The 17,852-nt window shown below is 35.9% G+C and carries 20 protein-coding genes; 9 read left to right on the forward strand and 11 right to left on the reverse strand.

What is annotated here, in order from left to right; translation table 11 throughout:
• Positions 1-21: 21 nt before the first annotated feature.
• The 6 genes from IWB64_RS11535 to IWB64_RS11560 are packed head-to-tail and all read right to left on the reverse strand — an operon-like array spanning position 22 to position 6,128.
• Complete coding sequence (locus tag IWB64_RS11535; protein WP_194534138.1) at positions 22-1,353, reverse strand: DUF58 domain-containing protein; 1,332 nt, start codon at positions 1,351-1,353, stop codon at positions 22-24.
• A gap of 2 nt (positions 1,354-1,355) precedes the next feature.
• The gene (locus tag IWB64_RS11540) at positions 1,356-2,354 is read right to left on the reverse strand and encodes an AAA family ATPase (protein ID WP_194534139.1); all 999 of its coding nucleotides are present in this window, start codon (positions 2,352-2,354) and stop codon (positions 1,356-1,358) included.
• Positions 2,344-3,567 carry a DUF4350 domain-containing protein gene (locus IWB64_RS11545; RefSeq protein ID WP_194534140.1) on the reverse strand — a complete coding sequence of 408 codons (1,224 nt, stop codon included), beginning with the start codon at positions 3,565-3,567 and terminating at the stop codon, positions 2,344-2,346. Before IWB64_RS11545 ends, IWB64_RS11540 begins: the two co-directional genes overlap by 11 nt.
• Positions 3,560-4,300 carry a DUF4129 domain-containing protein gene (locus IWB64_RS11550; RefSeq protein WP_194534141.1) on the reverse strand — a complete coding sequence of 247 codons (741 nt, stop codon included), beginning with the start codon at positions 4,298-4,300 and terminating at the stop codon, positions 3,560-3,562. Before IWB64_RS11550 ends, IWB64_RS11545 begins: the two co-directional genes overlap by 8 nt.
• Positions 4,301-4,302: 2 nt before the next feature.
• The gene (locus IWB64_RS11555; protein WP_194534142.1) at positions 4,303-5,172 is read right to left on the reverse strand and encodes a hypothetical protein; all 870 of its coding nucleotides are present in this window, start codon (positions 5,170-5,172) and stop codon (positions 4,303-4,305) included.
• Positions 5,169-6,128 carry a stage II sporulation protein M gene (locus tag IWB64_RS11560; RefSeq protein WP_194534143.1) on the reverse strand — a complete coding sequence of 320 codons (960 nt, stop codon included), beginning with the start codon at positions 6,126-6,128 and terminating at the stop codon, positions 5,169-5,171. Before IWB64_RS11560 ends, IWB64_RS11555 begins: the two co-directional genes overlap by 4 nt.
• A 32-nt stretch (positions 6,129-6,160) precedes the next feature.
• Between IWB64_RS11560 and IWB64_RS11565 the strand changes: the two genes are divergently transcribed.
• Together IWB64_RS11565 and IWB64_RS11570 are read left to right on the forward strand one after the other, a co-directional pair.
• A complete protein-coding gene (locus IWB64_RS11565) occupies positions 6,161-6,877 on the forward strand; it encodes an RDD family protein (RefSeq protein ID WP_194534144.1) in 717 nt (238 codons plus the stop codon).
• A 78-nt stretch (positions 6,878-6,955) separates the two neighbouring features.
• Positions 6,956-7,573, forward strand: a complete 618-nt coding sequence (locus tag IWB64_RS11570) for a trimeric intracellular cation channel family protein (RefSeq protein WP_194534145.1) — start codon at positions 6,956-6,958, stop codon at positions 7,571-7,573.
• A 14-nt stretch (positions 7,574-7,587) separates the two neighbouring features.
• Here the strand turns inward: IWB64_RS11570 and IWB64_RS11575 are convergent, their stop codons facing one another.
• A complete protein-coding gene (locus IWB64_RS11575; RefSeq protein WP_194534146.1) occupies positions 7,588-8,298 on the reverse strand; it encodes a peptidylprolyl isomerase in 711 nt (236 codons plus the stop codon).
• On the opposite strand from IWB64_RS11575, the gene IWB64_RS11580 reads away from it, so the two are divergent.
• On the forward strand, positions 8,297-8,941 hold the full coding sequence (locus IWB64_RS11580) for an NUDIX hydrolase (protein ID WP_194534147.1): 645 nt from the start codon (positions 8,297-8,299) through the stop codon (positions 8,939-8,941). The genes IWB64_RS11575 and IWB64_RS11580 overlap by 2 nt on opposite strands.
• A gap of 25 nt (positions 8,942-8,966) precedes the next feature.
• Positions 8,967-9,782 (forward strand): lysophospholipid acyltransferase family protein, encoded by an 816-nt coding sequence (locus IWB64_RS11585; protein ID WP_194534148.1) that lies wholly within the window; start codon positions 8,967-8,969, stop codon positions 9,780-9,782.
• On the opposite strand, the gene IWB64_RS11590 is transcribed toward IWB64_RS11585, so the two are convergent.
• Together IWB64_RS11590 and IWB64_RS11595 are read right to left on the reverse strand one after the other, a co-directional pair.
• Positions 9,779-10,426: a hypothetical protein gene (locus IWB64_RS11590; protein WP_194534149.1), complete on the reverse strand. Its 648-nt coding sequence runs from the start codon at positions 10,424-10,426 to the stop codon at positions 9,779-9,781. The two genes, IWB64_RS11585 and IWB64_RS11590, sit on opposite strands and share 4 nt — an antisense overlap.
• Before the next feature lie 12 nt (positions 10,427-10,438).
• Positions 10,439-10,933: an RNA polymerase sigma factor gene (locus IWB64_RS11595; protein WP_162524545.1), complete on the reverse strand. Its 495-nt coding sequence runs from the start codon at positions 10,931-10,933 to the stop codon at positions 10,439-10,441.
• A 321-nt stretch (positions 10,934-11,254) separates the two neighbouring features.
• Between IWB64_RS11595 and IWB64_RS11600 the strand changes: the two genes are divergently transcribed.
• Positions 11,255-12,577, forward strand: coding sequence for an NAD(P)/FAD-dependent oxidoreductase (locus IWB64_RS11600; protein WP_194534150.1), 1,323 nt, complete (start codon positions 11,255-11,257; stop codon positions 12,575-12,577).
• Here the strand turns inward: IWB64_RS11600 and IWB64_RS11605 are convergent.
• Positions 12,562-14,256: a glycoside hydrolase family 13 protein gene (locus IWB64_RS11605; protein ID WP_194534151.1), complete on the reverse strand. Its 1,695-nt coding sequence runs from the start codon at positions 14,254-14,256 to the stop codon at positions 12,562-12,564. The two genes, IWB64_RS11600 and IWB64_RS11605, sit on opposite strands and share 16 nt — an antisense overlap.
• A gap of 222 nt (positions 14,257-14,478) precedes the next feature.
• On the opposite strand from IWB64_RS11605, the gene IWB64_RS11610 reads away from it, so the two are divergent.
• Both IWB64_RS11610 and IWB64_RS11615 read left to right on the forward strand, forming a co-directional pair.
• Positions 14,479-14,988 (forward strand): hypothetical protein, encoded by a 510-nt coding sequence (locus tag IWB64_RS11610; RefSeq protein ID WP_194534152.1) that lies wholly within the window; start codon positions 14,479-14,481, stop codon positions 14,986-14,988.
• 113 nt (positions 14,989-15,101) lie between these two features.
• On the forward strand, positions 15,102-15,605 hold the full coding sequence (locus tag IWB64_RS11615) for a hypothetical protein (protein ID WP_194534153.1): 504 nt from the start codon (positions 15,102-15,104) through the stop codon (positions 15,603-15,605).
• Positions 15,606-15,615: 10 nt separating this feature from the next.
• Here the strand turns inward: IWB64_RS11615 and xerD are convergent, their stop codons facing one another.
• Positions 15,616-16,512: a site-specific tyrosine recombinase XerD gene (gene xerD / locus IWB64_RS11620; RefSeq protein WP_194534154.1), complete on the reverse strand. Its 897-nt coding sequence runs from the start codon at positions 16,510-16,512 to the stop codon at positions 15,616-15,618.
• 241 nt (positions 16,513-16,753) lie between these two features.
• On the opposite strand from xerD, the gene IWB64_RS11625 reads away from it, so the two are divergent.
• Together IWB64_RS11625 and aroQ are read left to right on the forward strand one after the other, a co-directional pair.
• On the forward strand, positions 16,754-17,341 hold the full coding sequence (locus IWB64_RS11625; RefSeq protein WP_194534155.1) for a porin family protein: 588 nt from the start codon (positions 16,754-16,756) through the stop codon (positions 17,339-17,341).
• A gap of 94 nt (positions 17,342-17,435) precedes the next feature.
• Positions 17,436-17,852 carry a type II 3-dehydroquinate dehydratase gene (gene aroQ / locus IWB64_RS11630; protein WP_194534156.1) on the forward strand — a complete coding sequence of 139 codons (417 nt, stop codon included), beginning with the start codon at positions 17,436-17,438 and terminating at the stop codon, positions 17,850-17,852.

The following is a 17,852-nucleotide window of genomic DNA, read 5'->3' on the forward strand; positions in this document are numbered from 1 at the left end:
AATTGTATTTAAAGAAGATGGTTAAAGAAGCCCCCGAGCCTTGATTTCTAGGTACTTATTAATGGTATTCATAGTTAAGTTCTCCGGCTTGGTTAGGATGGTCTGAATACCATATTTCTGAAGTTCTTTCTGCATTAAACGTTTTTCTAACGTAAATTTTTCGGCTATAGTTTTATGGTAAATGGTCTGTAGGTCTTGGGCGTCTTTAGAAATTAAAGTGTCCAATTCTGTGTTCTCAAAGAATATGACCACCAGCACATGCTTTTTGGCAATTGCGCTTAAGAAAGGAAGCTGTCTTTTTAAAGCTGATATATGCTCAAAGTTGGTGTAAAGGAGGAGTAAACTTCTTTGGTTTACGTTCCTTTTTACGTGAGCGTAGAGCATGCCATAATCTGCATCGGTAAACTGGGTATTAATATTATAAAGCTTTTCTAAAATGGTATTTAAGTGGGTGATTTTTTGAATGGCAGGAACAAAAGATTCAATTTTTTTTGAGAATGCAATCATGCCCGTTTTGTCATTCCGTTTTAAAGCAACATTAGAAAAAGCCAAAGCAGAATTAATGGCGTAATCCAATAATTTTAGTCCGTTAAAAGGCATTTTCATTACTCGGCCTGTATCAATAACTGAATAAATAGGCTGTGAGCGTTCATCTTGGTATTGATTGACCATTAGTTGGTTCCGTTTGGCCGTAGCCTTCCAGTTAACGGTCCTAAAATCATCTCCTTGAACATATTCCTTTATTTGCTCAAATTCTTGGGTGTGCCCAATTCTACGTATTTTTTTTAATCCAATTTCCGTCAGTCGGTTATTGATTGCTAAAAAGTCATACTGCTGCATTTGGATGATACTGGGGTACACTGGCACCATCTGGTCTTTCTGAAAAACGAATTTTCTTTTAATTATTTTTAAAGGCGATGAAGCAAAAACAATTAAGTTCCCAAAAACATATTCTCCACGGTCAACAGGTCTAACCGTATATTTAAATTCTTTCTTCTCTCCTTTGGTTAAACTGATTTTATGGTCAAAATCTCGCTTTTGAAATTGAGCAGGCAGCTCATCTATAATTGAAACCTGTGTAAGAAATGCATAGTGGCTTTCAAACTTTATTAAAACAGGGTTTAAATCACTGTTAGATAATTTTTTTGGCAATATTCTAGATGCTACGATTCCCTTTTTGGCTGTATAGAGGAGGTATGCATCAAATAAAAATAGTGTAATTAAAAGTATGCTCAGAAGCCAAGTAATAGGGTAGAGCACGGGTATCCAATAGCTGAGTATAAAGCTAGCCGATAGAATAGCTATATACCTAAAGAAAACGTTGTGTATGTAGAACGATTTTAAAAATTGCATTCTTATCTCGGAATTTCTACCGACTCTGTTATCATTTGAATTACGCTTTCCGTAGTCATGCCTTCCATCTCACGTTCAGGAGTTAGAATTACCCTGTGGTTAAGAACTGGCACCAATGTTTTTTTAATGTCTTCTGGGGTAACGAAATCCCGCCCACTAATTGCAGCGAAGGCTTTTGCGGCATTTAATGTGGCGATGGAAGCTCTAGGAGAACCACCTAAATATAAATGTGGATGGTTTCTTGTTTTGGAAATAATCTCTGCAATGTATTTAATAATCTTTTCTTCTACAATAACGTCTTGAATGTTCGTTTTAAAACCAGCTAATTGTTCTGGTGTTAGTACTCCATCTATGAGTTCTTTTACGATAGCTCCTTTACGTTCGTGGTGGGTTTTGATAATCAAAACTTCTTCCTCCAGTGAAGGATATTCCACTTTTATCTTAAATAAGAATCGGTCTAGTTGCGCTTCGGGTAGGGCATAAGTACCTTCTTGGTCAATAGGGTTTTGTGTGGCCAATACCATAAAAGGTGCTTTCATTTTATAGGTGGTTCCATCCATAGTTACTTGGCGCTCCTCCATGGTTTCGAACATGGCCGCTTGAGTCTTTGCCGGAGCCCGATTTATTTCATCAATCAGAATAATATTAGAAAAAATAGGGCCCTTTTTATATTCAAACTCAGAAGTCTTTACATTAAAAATAGAAGTACCAAGGATATCGCTGGGCATTAAATCCGGTGTAAACTGAATTCTACTAAAATCCGTCTTCAACGTTTTTGCAAAAAGTTTTGCGGTAATAGTTTTGGCAATACCTGGTACACCTTCAATAAGAACATGACCATCAACTAAAAGAGAGACAATGAGAAGTTCTATAAAATTCTCTTGCCCTATAATGACTTTTGAAAGTTCCCTTTTAATCCCATCAACGGCATTCTTTAAATCTTCTAACGGAATACGGTTATTGAAGTTGAGGTCTTCGTTTTGCATCTCATTATTTTCCATGTGATTTCTTTTTAAAATTTTCTATGGCCGAATTCAATTTTTGTAATTCAATGTCGGTCAAATTATCTTTTGCTTCCAATTGTTCTATAAGTGAAAAAAGTGCTTTTATTTCTTCCTTACTATGATTACTGCGCATAGCTAAATTGGTATAGAAGGAATCATCTCTATTTAGGGTGCTCATGTAAAAACGGGAACGGATGTATTCTAAGAAATGAGCAATTTTATGTTCGGTAATTTGCTTTCTTTCACCTTTTTCAAAGTACATATCTGCAATGGTACGAGTAAAGGCCAGCGTCTGATTTTTTAAAGGATTTATAACCGGTATGGCCCTTTGCTTACGCTTTCCTTCAAAAAAGACATAAATAACCACGCCAATCAAAGCAAGATAATAGGCCCATTTGAATTCCTTGGTATTTAGAAAGACATACATAGGGGAGGTGTAAACGGATTTCCCACTTTTATAATGATTATCCATATATATCGTTCGGGAGTCGTCAAGGTAAGAAAGGATACCTGCTGTGTATTGTTTGTTGTTGTCCTTTAAAATAAAATAATTGGTAAAGGCTTTCGGAAAAGTACTCAAAATGATTTCTCCTTTACCAAATGAAGTTTTGACTACGTTGTTTACTTGCTCTTTTTTTATATCCGTATTATCATTATTTATGTTGGTGACGGTTCCCAAGATGGTCATAGCATCAGTTTTAAACTCTTGGAAATAGGTAACATAGTCTTCCTTGTTAAAAAAGTAACCGTCTTTAGAAGCGAGTTGGGGGTTGACTAATCTGTGTTTGTGAGAACGTATGTTGTCCAGTCCGCTGAATAGGCTGGCAGTATTTATTTTTAATGTATCCAGAAGTTGCTCTTCGTAATTTTCTGATGCAATAAAAAGAGTATTTCCCTTATCTACCCAATCTAAGAGAGAGGCTAGTTCTGTATCTCCAAAACTTACATTGTTGTTTACAAAAAAGTAGGTTCCCGAAATGTCTTCATTTTCTTTTAGAAACTCAAAAGGAGGAATGTTTACTTGTTGAATCTTGTCTTTAAACAGGTTTTGCATAACATCGTTCAAAACAAAAGTGCCATAGGGTATCTTATGTTTGGCCACGTAAGAATTGGTCCAGTTTATTTCTTTGGGACGGTTGTATTGCATAACCATCAACAATGCTACTGTAGCTACGGCAATGATTATATATTTTAGTCCTTTCTTATCCATTTGTGCGTATGATTTTTTCTATGGATAGAAAGGTTTTCTTTGCTTTTGAATATTCTATTTCTGTGATATGGAAATCTCCATACCAAGTAAAATCATATAAACGAGTTATATTGATGAATGGATTCTTAAGCTCTGTCTTTGAAATTTCTTTTATATAATCGTCATTCGTTTTTTGGGGTTCCCAAGAAATAAGTTCTTTCTCACTAAGTAGTTTTAGAACCTGCAAATAAGAATAACGAACCGCTAAACGGAAGTCGTTTTTAGCAAGTGCTTTTTGAATGAGGTCTTGAATGTTTTCATTTTTAATAATATGTTCTTCTTCGGATAATGAAACTAAAGCCTTGTTGCTTTTGGCCTGTCGTAGCGCACTGGCGTTAATGTTCAGGAAAAACCGAATAAGAATATAAATAAGGACGCCTAAAAGTAAATACGGTACCAGACGTAAGAATGTAGCAAGAATACCTGAAGCTTCTTCTACACCAAAAATACCCTCTAAAATGCGTAAGATTAAATTGCTTAGCCAACTTTTAAAGTCATCCCACCAAGTACGTTCTGCTTCTGTTACCTCGTATTTAAAAGCATTGTCTTCGTAAAATTTGCTCAGGTCAGAATCGCTTATAGTTTTCACTTTAAGCGCAACTGTATCATAGGCAATCCCTAAAGAATCTTTTTGGGCGGATAAAAATCCCGCGCAACATAGGCTTAGCAATAAGAAGAAATGCAGTTTCCGCATATTTATTCGTCGGTTCCTCCAAGATTTTTTATGCGTTCGTAAGTACCTGTAAAGTTCTTTTTTTCGTTTAAATCAAAATAAATCAAAACACTTGCAACAACAGATATAATGTTCAGGAGAAATTGGGCAAGCGTACTAATAATCCCCAATATAATAGAAACAGGGTCTGCTACCGTAAAATTCTCAGCGTCTATTTCTCCTGAGAGGATTCCCATTTTAGCGTAAGTATAAATGGTAGCAGGTAAGGCAAAAGCATAACTGGAAACCATTACGATGATGCCAACCACGAAAAGAGAAGCAAAAGTTATCCACCAATACTCCTTGACTAAAGTAAAACTATCACTAAAAGCATCTGAAACACTCTTACCGTCAAAAGCTAAAATACTGAATGATAGTACAAGGGGTACATATAGATAAATACCTGGAATAATACAGAAAAGAAAACCACAACCTACGCAGATAGCTACTAAAAAACCTAGACCTATAAACTTCCAGAATGAGCCGTATACATTTTGTTTTATTTCAATAAAATCTATGTTACCATTATGTTTTATGTAAGATTTAATATAAAATAAGGTAGTGGCCTGTGACATAACATAGGTAGTTACGGTAGCAATTATAAATACCAGAACTACTATAAAAGTTGCAAAACCATTTATTACTGAAGTTGAACCAGCCATAGTAAGGTTCATCATATCGCCTATTTGGAACATATAAGTGCCATAACTAATAAGCATAACTACCAAATAGGGAGCTATTATCTTAAAAAACACGCCAAAAAATGTTTTGAATTCGTTGCGTAAAAAGCCAAAGGTGTCGGATAGGATTTGGCTCATTTCTCGTTGTTTCTTAAACTCTATAAACTGTTTCATGGGGTTGGTCTTTTGTTGAGTCGTTTAGGATATATAACGTAGTAAAAAAGAATTAGTGCTAGAGAGACTAAAATAATGAGAATGGCCAAAGCGTCCGGCATTTCTGTATGACGGGTAACGAAACCTTCTAAGAAGCCGGCAATGATAAAAAATGGTACAGTACTAAGCATAATTTTCAAACCGTTTTGGACGCCTCGCTTAAAAGATTCAAGTCTGGTATACGTTCCTGGAAATAAAATGCCGTTGGCAAGTACTAATCCTGCACAACCAGCAATTATAATAACTGCTATTTCTATGGTGCCATGTATCCAAATGGTTCTTACAGACTCCCAAAGCAAACCTTTATCATAAAAGAAGTATTGGAAGCTACCAAGCATAATTCCGTTCTGCATCATGACGAACAAGGTGCCAATACCCAATAAAATACCATAGGCAAAAGCCATGAGCGCCACGCGAATATTGTTAATGGTAATACCCAAGAACATATTAAATTCTCCCATTTGCTTATAAACGGCCATAGGGTCCCCTTTTTCAATATTTTCTAAGGTCATATTTACATAACCATCACCTAAAATTGAACGAACAAACGTACCTTCGTTAGCCGCTGAAAAAGCACCTACTAAACTAAAGAAAAAGAATACAAGAAAGGCGATAAGCAATTCGCGCTGGTGATGGTAGAACATCGTTGGGAATTCCGTTTTCCAGAATTCTAGAATTCGGTTCTTGGGTTCGCGTTTGGTCTTGTAGATTTTTTGGTGGGCTTGTGAGGCTAAGGTATTCAGATAAAATTCGGTATTGCTACCTGCATAAAAGGTCTTAGCGTAGCTAAGATGGTCCGTGATTTCAATATAGAGATCGGACAATTTATCAGGGGTCAAAGCCGTTTTATTCGACAAGGCATTTTCAAAAGTAGCCCATTTGTCTTTATTTTGCTTTACAAAGGCGGCCTCGCGCATCAACTTTTGGTTTATACCAAAGAAACGAAACTATGGAACAATTTCAAATAGAAACAGCCCAAAATATAACCATCAACCAGCGTACAGCTCATCTTGGAGACCGCATGTTGGCATATCTTGTGGATAGTTTAATTATCCTAGCCTACACTATATTAATGATTATAGGGTTACTTGCCTTAGATATAGAATTTGGGGATATGTGGGCGCTTTATATGCTCATTAGCCTGCCTGCCTTTTTATATTATGTGTTACTAGAAACCTTTATGGACGGGCAAACAGTAGGTAAAACCGTAATGAAGATTCGGGTAGTGAAATTAGATGGGTCAAAACCGGGTTTCTCGAGCTACTTTGTAAGGTGGATTTTGCGTATTATTGATGTTGTTTTAACTACCGGAGGTGTTGCGGTACTTACAATTTTAATTCGTGGTAACGGCCAAAGGGTGGGAGATATAGCCGCAGGAACAACTGTAATCAGCGAAAAAAAGCGTATTTCTTTAAAAGATACTTTGTTACGGGATTTACCAGAAGATTATAAGCCACAATTTCCACAAGTAACTATTTTTAAAGACCGTGAAATGCAGACGATAAAAGAATTTTACGATGCAGCAAAACGTAACGGTAATCATAATGTAATTGTATCTTTGAGCGACCAAATTAAAAAGGTAACGAACATTGCTTCGGAAATGAATCCTATTGATTTTGTAGACCGGATAATCAAGGATTATAGTTATTACACGCAACAGCTTTAATTACGGTATTGTAGTTTAATAAGAAGAGTGTGGTAGCCTATGGTAATTGTAAAACACACTCAAAACTTTTCTTAACACATGTTTTATTTTTTAATTGATATTCTAGGTACCATAGCGTTTGCTATCTCTGGGGTCTTGGTGGCAATGGATAAAAAACTGGATTTGTTCGGGATTTTTATTATTTCATTTGTTACTGCGGTGGGTGGCGGTACACTTCGTGATATGCTTATTGGTAATACTTCAGTATTGTGGATGCGCGAACCCATTTACATAACGGTTATTGCTGGAGCGGTTATCTTTTCCGTAATTTTTGTAAAGCAGTTAAAATATTTGAGAAGAACCCTGTTTCTTTTTGATACTATTGGTATTGGCCTTTTTACTATGCTTGGTATAGAAAAAGGATTAGCAGCAGATTTGTTACCTGTAATGTGTATTGCCTTGGGAACAATTACAGCTTGTTTTGGTGGCGTTATTCGCGATATGCTCTGTAATGAGATTCCAGTGATTTTTAGAAGAAAAGAGATTTATGCTACGGCATGCATTATGGGGGGTATTAGTTATTTTGTATTGGTGCTTTTGCCTTTTGACGCCGCTTATGCGTATGTTGGAGCCATCATGATAATTATAATTACCCGTCTATTGGCTGTTAAGTTTGGTATAGCCTTGCCCAATGTTTATAGAAAAATAGAGCGTTAGACTATCTATTTAATCTATTCTATTATTTCAGCGTTTTGGATGTATATATTTTGGGAAGGCCAATCGCCCTCACCAATTTCTACACTGTTTATTTTATCCACAACGTCCATGCCTTCAATGACTTTTCCAAAAGGGGTAAAATCACCATCTAAATGATATGATCCTGGTTTTGTTACCACAATAAAAAACTCAAAAGGTGATGCCAGCATATGTGGATTGTTAATTTCACTACTGGGCATAGATATTACGCCTCTATGGTGTTTATGACCTTTTCTAGTATCTGGAGGGAGTAAGTATCGTCCTATTTCACTTCGTTTTCTTCCTGTTTTTACATCATCGGAATTTCCACCCTGAATTATAAAATTCTTGACAATACGGTGAAATTGGGTGTCTTTAAAATAACCTTTTCGGGTTAAATAAATAAAATTGGCCTTATGGTAGGGGACATTATCAAACAGTTGAATTGTAAAACTTCCCAATCGTGTGGTAATTTTAACTTTATCAACTTTAAGGTCTTTTTGATATTCAAAGAAAAAGTCTATGGCATTTTCTTCCGTGAGTACAAACTCTTTTTCTTTTTTTATTTCAGTAGAATCTATTTGAACGGAATCTTTTTTAGCTTCCGTTTGTACGATAGACTTTTGCTTTTCTTTAGGACTTTCGCCACAGGAAGCCAGAAAAATAAGTGGTAATATTGTTAGAATAAATGAATTTCTGATTGTCATGAATTTTGATGATTTCTCTATTCGAATCCCAAAAATAAAGAATCTGCCTTTACCTGGTGAGGCATCGCATTTAAAAATGGCTCCTCAATTTAGATTAGAGGAGTTACAGACTGCTCGTAAAAAACCTCAAATAACTAAAAAAGCTGCTGTTATGGCCCTTTTTTATCCGGATGCGGACAATTTAACGCGATTATTGCTCATTTTACGAAAGAGCCATCCTAAGGATGTACACTCCAACCAGATTGGTTTTCCAGGGGGGCAAGTAGAAGCAAAAGATATTAGTATGATGGCCACGGCGCTGAGGGAAACTCATGAGGAAGTAGGGGTAGAGCCAAAGAGCATAAAGGTAATTAAATCGTTAACGGAGATTTATATTCCACCCAGTAATTTTGATGTTCACCCATTTATGGGGCTATACAATGGTTCAGAGCCTTTTTTACTTCAAGAAACTGAAGTTGAGGAATTAGTTGAGGTGCAGTTGATGGATTTTATGGATGATACTAATATTTTTACCGAAGAAATGACTACTTCCTATGCTTCAAACGTGCCCGTACCTGCCTTTAAATTAAATGGTTATACAGTTTGGGGTGCAACAGGAATGATGCTTAGTGAAATCAAGGCCTTGTTACAACAGGTTTTATAGGGGTAAATTCGTATTTTTGCTTTCTATGGGCATATTTAAGGAAAATCCTTTCGGACATATCTTATTTCTAAAAAAGTGGCTTATCCGTCTTATTGGGTTAGTTACGCATTCTAGGTATAAGCGATTTAACAGTCTTGAAATAGAGGGATCGGATATTATCCGGTCACTTCCGGAAAGGAATGTACTTTTTGTAAGTAACCACCAGACCTACTTTGCAGATGTTGTTGCCATGTTTCACGTGTTTAATGCAAGTCTCAAAGGGCGTGATAACAATATTAAAAATGTAGGTTATATCTGGAACCCTAAGTTGAACATGTACTATGTGGCAGCAGCGGAAACCATGAAAAAGAGCCTCCTGACTAAAATATTTGCTTATGCAGGTTCTGTGAGTGTAGAACGTACATGGCGTGCAGAAGGAAAGGATATTAACAGACAGGTGAAAATGAGCGATATTTCAAGTATCGGGACGGCATTAAAAGATGGTTGGGTAATTACTTTTCCACAAGGAACCACAACACCTTGGAAGCCTCTTAGAAAGGGTACCGCACATATTATCAAAAAATACAAACCAGTTGTAGTTCCTGTAGTTATTGATGGTTTTAGACGTTCTTTTGATAAAAAGGGACTTCGTATTAAGAAGAAAGGTATTCTTCAATCCATAGTAATTAAAGAGCCCTTAGATATAGACTATGAAAACGAATCTTTTGATTCTATCATAGAGAAACTAGAATACGCTATTGAGCAACACCCATCTTTCTTAAAGGTAATTTCTAAAAAAGATCTAATGGCTTACGAAGAAGAAAATGAGTTAAGAAGATACCGGAATAGACATAAAATCTAGACTTCTAATTTTCTTAGTTCTTTATAATTCTTTTTCAACTTACGAAGTAGCAGACCGTATAGGAGAAAATAGACTCCTCCAAAGAAAGCTATCATAACTACCCCTAAAACAGCCATAGAAATCATTAAGGTTGTTTTTAGTTTTTCTGGCGAAACCTGTTTAGAGTCACCTGCCATTTCCGTAAAATTATCCATAAAACTATCATTTAGGTAAATGCCTATAATGACTATTGCTATGAATACAAGTATGGTAGATAACGAAAATATCACGTAATATTTTACAGTTCTTCTTGTTCTAATGATTTTGCGCATAAGACCTTTGGCGCTATCCAATACGGATATTTCTTTATATCGTCTGTAGAATTGGTAAATGAAGTAAAAAACGACCAAGTAGTAAATAACGGTCATACCTAAAAAGTACTTGTCTACGATAGTATTTTCGTAGATGCCCATACTTTGTCTAAAGGAGGGTATTAAGTAGAGAAGGTTAGGTAACGCAATTTCTAGAATACTGATAATTAGTATCCATTTGACTATGGAAGAGGATTTCTTCCATGTCATATTGTGTATATCGTTATAGGTCAATTTAGGAAGTTGATCTCCCTTCTTTTGCCAATCTTTCTTTAAAAGGTCTAATTCGTCCATAATATCATCTCCTTAAGGATTCAATACGGTTCTTAATTTTTTCTTGATACGATTCATCTTCACTCGCGCATTTACTTCGCTAATACCAAGTGTTTCACTTATTTCACGGTAATCTTTATCCTCCAAGTATAAAAAAACCAGTGCTTTATCTATATCGCCTAGTTGTTTTACAGCCTTGTACATGAGCTTTAATTGCTCTTCTTGAGTAGCATCGTATTCGTCGGCTTTAATTTTAAAAATTACCGATTCATAGTCTTGCGTCTGAACACGTCTTTTAGATTTTCTGTATAGTGTAATTGCTGTATTCAATGCCACACGGTACATCCACGTGCTAAATTTGGACTCTCCCCTAAATTTTGGGTAAGCTTTCCATAGTTGTATCGTAATTTCTTGAAACAGGTCGTTGTGCGAATCTCTATCGTTGGTATACAATGTACAGACCTTGTGAACAATGTTTTGATTGCTCTCAAGTTCCGTCACAAATTGATGTTCCAGTTCGTTATTCACTCCAGTTGGTAGGTTGTTAGACTATAGGTAGTCCAAAAGGATTAATTGTTACACATAAATTTATATGTGCTGAGTTTAAATTTGAGTTTATGAAAGTAATGAATGAAATTAGATTGATTTTTAGAGGGTTATGATGATGTAAATTGAAGAAATTTTATGGATTATTTTCTCTTTTAGTTTTTCTTGATTGATTTGAGAAAGGAACAAATCATGCAAAATAGTGAATTTTCTTACGTTTTTTACTGATTTAAATATAATAAAACCCATAGTTTATCGGTTGGGGTAATCTATGAATGTTTAATTTTGCCGATATTTTGATACATGTCAGATACAGATGCACTTAACTTACCTAAATCTAGCTTACCACGAATCGTAATTGTTGGTGGGGGTTTTGGGGGAGTAGCCTTAGCTAAAAAATTAAGTAAGAAAGAAGTGCAAGTTGTACTTCTTGATAAGAATAACTATCACACCTTTCAACCACTTCTTTATCAGGTTTCTACAGGTGGTTTAGAGCCAGATTCTATTGCATATCCTATTCGTAAGATTTTACAGGATTATAATAACTTCTTTTTTCGGTTGGCAGAGGTGCAATCGGTAGCGCCTGAATCAAAAACTATAATAACCAATATTGGTGAATTAGGGTATGATTATTTGGTAATAGCCGCTGGCTCCACAACCAATTTTTTTGGTAATACAGCAATAGAGGCCAATGGTATGGCAATGAAGACTATTCCACAATCTCTAAATCTGAGAAGTCTAATATTGGAGAATTTTGAGCAGGCACTTTTGACGGATGATCTTCATGAGCGGGATGCGCTTATGAATTTCGTTATTGTTGGTGGAGGACCTACAGGTGTTGAACTTGCTGGAGCTTTGGCTGAAATTAAGAAAGGAATTCTTCCAAAAGATTATCCAGATTTAGATACGCGAAGGGCACAAATTAATCTAGTGCAATCTGGTGATAGAATATTGAAGGGAATGAGTGATAATGCCTCAAAAAAGGCGGAAGAATTTTTAGAAAGTCTTGGTGTACATATTTGGAAAAACACACGGGTTACCAGTTATGATGGTAAAACGGCAGATACTAAAACAGAACTGAAATTTGAGGCTGCCACTTTGGTATGGGCAGCGGGAGTTAAAGGTGTTCCCATAGGCGGATTAGATGCCGAGGAGTTTTTGGTAAGAGGTAATAGACTTAAAGTAAATGAGTTCAATCAGATTTTAGGTCAGGATGCCATTTTTGCAGTTGGCGATATAGCTTGCATGCAAACGGAGGATACCCCGCATGGTCATCCAATGATGGCGCAACCCGCTATTCAACAAGGAAGGAATTTAGGAGATAATTTATTAAGATTGGTTCGTAAAGAACCTATGCAGCCATTTATTTATAAAGACAAAGGAAGCATGGCTACCGTGGGCCGTAATAAGGCAGTAGTAGATATGAAAAATTACAGGTTTCAAGGAGTTTTTGCTTGGTTTGTTTGGATGTTCGTTCACCTTTTCTTTCTAATAGGTTTCAGAAATAGAGTAGTGGTATTTGTAAACTGGGTATATAATTATGTGCGTTTTGATAGGGAAGCACGCTTGATTATACGTCCCTACCAACGCGACTATTCTTTATTCAAAGATCAGAAGACTTTATAGATTACGGCTTGGTAAGGCGTAAGCTCAAAATTATTATCGGTTTTGTTGTTTTCTGCATCGTCGTTGGAAATTATAAGATGGGCCTTATCAAAGTCAACTTCATCTACCGTAACCGAGCTTCTTTTGGTTGAAAAATTTAATAGTACTACAAAGCGTTCATTTTCCCATGTTCGCAAATAGGCATAAATCTGCTCGTTATCCGCCAATAATATGCGGTAATCACCATATACAAGCGCAAGGTGATTCTTGCGAACCTGAACCATACTTCTAAAATAGTTTAGAACAGAGTCTTTTTCTGGTTCTTGTTCGGCAACATTAATACCTTCTTTAAAATTTTCGTTCACCTTAAGCCATGTTTTACCCTCAGAGAATCCGGAGTTTAATTTGGTGTCCCATTGCATTGGGGTTCTGGAATTGTCCCTTCCTGCTCTTTTCTCGTCTTTTAGGAAGTCTTCTAGGTCGCCACCAGCCTTTTTTATGCCATTATAACGTGTACGTGTGTTAATGTCCTGATAATCCGTTATACGGTCAAATTTAATGTTGGTCATACCTATTTCTTCTCCGTACAGAAAATAAGGAGTACCTCGCATAGAAAGTAAAAAAGTCTGTAATAAAGTGGCAGAATTTTGCCAGTGCATTTTAGAATCGTTACCCCAACGGCTTACACTTCTTGGAAAATCATGATTGTTTAAATATAGGCTACCCCAGCCTTTCTTAGCAAAAATTGTATCCCATTCAGAGAATATTTTTTTAAATTCAGTTAGTTTCCATGGCTCTTGGCTCATTTTAAAAGTTTCGCCAGGTTCACGGTCAAGTCCCATAAGGTCAAAATGAAAGAACATATTCAGTTCATTTCGGTCTTCATCTACGAAGTCTAAAGCTTGATCTTGAATAACGCCTGGAGCTTCACCCACGGTCATGACATCATATTTACTTAAAACTTCTTTATTCATCTCTCGCAAATACTCGTGCAGATGAGGTCCATCAGCATAATATGGAATAAAATCTCCGTTGTATTTCTTTGGAAGTTCTGGATAAGCGGTGTCTTTGGATATAGTTGAGATTACATCCATACGAAAACCGTCAACACCTTTGTCAAACCAAAACTTCATAAGGTCATATACTTCTTCCCTTACTTTTGGGTTCTCCCATTTTAGGTCTGGCTGTTTTGCCGAATAATAGTGGAGGTAGTATGCATCTGTAGGTTCATCATATTTCCAGGCATTACTGTCTACATCAAAATAACTAAAACGCTTTGGAGGCGTACCTTTCTCGGCTGGCCACCAGTGGTAATAATCCCGATACTCATTGTCTCTGGACTTCCTGGATTCAACAAACCATTCGTGCTCATCACTACTATGATTCACAACAAGGTCCATGACCAAACGAAGATCTCTTTTCTTCATTTCTGCCATTAGCTGATCTATGTCGGCCATAGTACCAAACTCGGCCATAATATTTCTATAATCAGAAATATCGTAACCATTATCGTCGTTTGGAGAGGTATACACAGGGTTGAGCCAAATGATGTCTACACCAAGACTGTGAATATAATCAAGTCTTTTGATGATGCCCTGTAAGTCGCCAATACCATTACCGGTGGTATCTTGAAAACTTCTAGGATAAATTTGATAAACAACACCTTCTTTCCACCATTTTCTTTCGGTACTCTTGCTCATTTCCAACTATTTGAGAATAAATATAGAGTTAGTAAATGAAAGAAAATATGTTTAATGCAAATGGGATAGTACTACAACGTTTTCGGTTCATAAATTTTTTTATAAATAAGATTTTTGGAGTTATATGGTTAAATTTTAACCTTTTATTGAAAGGTTAAAATTGTCAGAAATAACTTTATTTAATGAGAGGTATTATTATATTTATCCAAGTAAAACCAATCAATGATTACACTTGTTAGAGTTGTATTTATTTTCCTTTGTATGGCAATAGGCAAAGCTCAAAATCCTGTTACGGACATAGATTTTACACAATATCAATTTGCAACAACTTCTAAATTCTATACAAACGGTTTTTCTTATCCTCGTTTTTTGGATAATGAAACACATACCCAATCTACGTTAGGATATCAATTGGACGAAAAATTCTTTATTCAGCTTAACCACTATTATGATACGTATCGCACAAATGACATACAGCGTTTAGAGTTGGAGTTTAAGAACTATTTAGGTGATAAGCTCTACTTAGTAAATGGAGTGGCTATGGAAAGGTCAATTAGTAAGTATGAGGCTGGAAACTCAAAACCACAGTTTATGATGTCAACGGGGGCGGGCTACGATGTAAATTCTAATTTTATGATTGAAGCCCGCTATGATAAGAACATGAATAAGAAGGAAAATCAAGCAATTGGGAAAGCAAGCTTATTTCGGGTTTTAAGCAAATATAAGTTTTAGGATATTTTTAATTTATAGGTCAAACACCTTAGGTTTGTTAAAAGGTTAAAACTTTGATAATCAATATATACTATTGAAATATCTGATTATATTTAAAGAATCAAAACCAATCTATGATTACACTTGTTAGAATTGTATTTCTTTTCCTTTGCATGGTAATAGGAAGAGCTCAAAATCCAAATTCAAATCAAGATTATGTAGAGTCTACGGAAACTTCCGATTTTTATACGGATGGCTTTGCTTATCCCGTTTTTATGGATAATGAAATTCATTCGCAATATTCAATAGGGTATAAATTGGATGATAAATTCATGGTGGAACTCCAAAATTATTACGATACATATAGAGTTTTTGATGTTCAGAAAGTATCAATACGACTCAAAAATTATGTTAGCGATAAGCTGTATTTTGTAAATGGATTGGCAATGGAACGGGAATTGGATAAACATGGTTTTGATACTGCCAAGCCACGTTATATAATGACTAACGGTTTTGGTTATGATGTTAACAAAAATGTTATGATGGAGGTTAACCACGACCTAAATTTTAATAAGTCCAACCTTGGTGCTTATGGAATGCCAAGTTTATTATCAGTAAAGAGTAAAATTAAATTTTAACCATTGTATTCTACTTCCTTGGGTGGTATTTGTTCATGACCTCTGTAAGGTGTGTGCGATCTACATGCACGTAAACTTCTGTAGTAGTGATGCTTTCATGTCCTAACATTTGTTGAATAGCTCTAAGGTCGGCTCCATTTTGTAATAAATGCGTTGCAAAAGAATGTCTAAAGGTATGCGGGCTAATACTTTTTTTAAGGTCAATTTCTACGGCAAGGCGCTTTATAATGGTGAAAATCATGGCGCGGGTAAGTTGTCTTCCTCTTCGGTTTAAAAATAAGATGTCTTCAAACCCTTTTTTAATATCTTGATGTACCCGTACTTCTTTTTGGTAAATGGCAATGTATTTTTTATTCACCTCGCTAATAGGTACAAAACGTTGTTTATCTCCTTTACCGGTGACTTTTATAAAATCTTCCTCAAAAAATAAGTCAGAGATTTTTAAATCTACCAATTCGGAGACCCGAAGCCCGCATCCATAAAGAGTTTCAAGCATAGCCCGGTTGCGCTCACCTTCTGCTTTAGAAAGGTCTATGGCTTCTATAATTTTATTGATTTCATCTTCTGAGAGGGTATCAGGTAACTTTCTACCTATTTTGGGTGACTCGATCAAATCCATAGGATTGTCTTTTCTGTAATCTTCAAATACCAAATAGTTGAAAAAACTCTTAAGGCCTGAGATAATCCGTGCTTGAGACCTAGGGTTCATGGTCTTTGCTATTTCATAAATAAATTGTTGTAATGTTTCTTTTGGTATGCGTTCAGGATTGTCACTCAGTGAATTATCTTTTAAAAAATTAATGAGTTTCGTGATGTCCCAATTATAATTTTTAATAGAGTTGTCCGAGAGTCCTCGTTCAATTCTAAGATAATGCCCGTAGTCTTGAAGTGCTTGATCCCAATTCATAGCGTAAAGTTAACTATTGCTAGACGCAATACAATTCATTTTTGAATAGTGGGCAAAAAATAAAAATCTTATCAATTTTTAATCTAAAGAATTGACGCTAAGTAAAGTTTTCTATCTTTGATTGTGATATAACTACGGACCAATTCTGAATTTGTTTATTTCCTCCTCCTTTAAACCTGTATATAATATAACAGTAGGGAGTAATAACAAACTAAAGTAGGTTCATTAAACAACTGTAATCATGAAAATTAAGTTTTACGCTATTGCAGCGTTAGTTTTTTTTGGAGTTCAAAGTAGTAGTGCACAAACGGTAATACAAGGTACTGGTCCCTCAAGCGGACTTAATACAGGCGAAATTTCTTTTGGGGGAAAGGCAGGGATTAATTTTACGACTTTGCTTGGTGAGAATGCGGACAATACTTCAGCGAAAGTGGGTGCTTTTATTGGAGGTGTCGTTGAAATACCAGTTGCGGATAATTTTTATGTGCAACCAGAGTTAGTATTTGCTTTACAAGGCGCAGATTTAGGTCCTTCTAACGTGAGTTTGGTTTACGTACAAATCCCCCTTATGGCAAAATATCATATTACAGATGAGGTAGCAGTTGAACTTGGTCCTCAAGTAGGATTTCTTTTAGGAGATAACTGGGACGAAGATTTAAATGGACAAGACACAAATTCAACTGATTTAGGGATTAATTTAGGTGGAGGATACCGAATGGACGAAAACTTCTATTTTCAGTTAAGACTAGGTTTTGGACTTTCAAAAGTGTTGGATTTTTCTGGAACACATAATGGAGCTGTATCTGTAGGTGCCGTTTACTTTTTGTAACAATAAAATATAACATAGAATTAAACGGCCGCCTTGAGCGGTCGTTTTTCTTTGGTGTCGTTAAAAATCACAGTAAAAAGTTTATTTTTGAAGTATGAAATTAATCATAATCAATGGTCCCAACCTGAATTTGTTGGGCAAGCGCGAGCCTGAAGTCTACGGCAACAAAACTTTTGAAGATTATTTTGCTGATTTACAGTTCCAGTTTAAAGACGTGCAACTGGAATATTTTCAATCCAATATAGAAGGTGAACTTATTGGTAAAATACAGGAAGTAGGTTTTTCCTATGACGGTATTGTCTTAAATGCAGCTGCTTACACGCATACTTCCGTGGGTATTGGCGATGCTATAAAAGCGGTGACTACGCCCGTTGTTGAGGTTCATATTTCTAACACTCATAAGCGCGAAGAATTTAGGCATGTATCCTATATCTCACCCGTTGCAAAAGGGGTGATTCTTGGCTTTGGTCTACAGAGTTATGATTTGGCCATTCAGAGTTTTTTGAAGTAA

Origin of the sequence: Zobellia nedashkovskayae (assembly GCF_015330125.1) — a bacterium.
In the GTDB taxonomy this organism is placed as follows: domain Bacteria; phylum Bacteroidota; class Bacteroidia; order Flavobacteriales; family Flavobacteriaceae; genus Zobellia; species Zobellia nedashkovskayae.

Coding starts and splice junctions, on each gene's coding strand:
- IWB64_RS11535 (WP_194534138.1), bottom strand. CDS start 1,353: ATGCAATTTTTAAAATCGTTCTACATACACAACGTTTTCTTTAGGTAT.
- IWB64_RS11540 (WP_194534139.1), bottom strand. CDS start 2,354: ATGGAAAATAATGAGATGCAAAACGAAGACCTCAACTTCAATAACCGT.
- IWB64_RS11545 (WP_194534140.1), bottom strand. CDS start 3,567: ATGGATAAGAAAGGACTAAAATATATAATCATTGCCGTAGCTACAGTA.
- IWB64_RS11550 (WP_194534141.1), bottom strand. CDS start 4,300: ATGCGGAAACTGCATTTCTTCTTATTGCTAAGCCTATGTTGCGCGGGA.
- IWB64_RS11555 (WP_194534142.1), bottom strand. CDS start 5,172: ATGAAACAGTTTATAGAGTTTAAGAAACAACGAGAAATGAGCCAAATC.
- IWB64_RS11560 (WP_194534143.1), bottom strand. CDS start 6,128: ATGCGCGAGGCCGCCTTTGTAAAGCAAAATAAAGACAAATGGGCTACT.
- IWB64_RS11565 (WP_194534144.1), top strand. CDS start 6,161: ATGGAACAATTTCAAATAGAAACAGCCCAAAATATAACCATCAACCAG.
- IWB64_RS11570 (WP_194534145.1), top strand. CDS start 6,956: ATGTTTTATTTTTTAATTGATATTCTAGGTACCATAGCGTTTGCTATC.
- IWB64_RS11580 (WP_194534147.1), top strand. CDS start 8,297: ATGAATTTTGATGATTTCTCTATTCGAATCCCAAAAATAAAGAATCTG.
- IWB64_RS11575 (WP_194534146.1), bottom strand. CDS start 8,298: ATGACAATCAGAAATTCATTTATTCTAACAATATTACCACTTATTTTT.
- IWB64_RS11585 (WP_194534148.1), top strand. CDS start 8,967: ATGGGCATATTTAAGGAAAATCCTTTCGGACATATCTTATTTCTAAAA.
- IWB64_RS11590 (WP_194534149.1), bottom strand. CDS start 10,426: ATGGACGAATTAGACCTTTTAAAGAAAGATTGGCAAAAGAAGGGAGAT.
- IWB64_RS11600 (WP_194534150.1), top strand. CDS start 11,255: ATGTCAGATACAGATGCACTTAACTTACCTAAATCTAGCTTACCACGA.
- IWB64_RS11605 (WP_194534151.1), bottom strand. CDS start 14,256: ATGAGCAAGAGTACCGAAAGAAAATGGTGGAAAGAAGGTGTTGTTTAT.
- IWB64_RS11610 (WP_194534152.1), top strand. CDS start 14,479: ATGATTACACTTGTTAGAGTTGTATTTATTTTCCTTTGTATGGCAATA.
- IWB64_RS11615 (WP_194534153.1), top strand. CDS start 15,102: ATGATTACACTTGTTAGAATTGTATTTCTTTTCCTTTGCATGGTAATA.
- xerD (WP_194534154.1), bottom strand. CDS start 16,512: ATGAATTGGGATCAAGCACTTCAAGACTACGGGCATTATCTTAGAATT.
- IWB64_RS11625 (WP_194534155.1), top strand. CDS start 16,754: ATGAAAATTAAGTTTTACGCTATTGCAGCGTTAGTTTTTTTTGGAGTT.
- aroQ (WP_194534156.1), top strand. CDS start 17,436: ATGAAATTAATCATAATCAATGGTCCCAACCTGAATTTGTTGGGCAAG.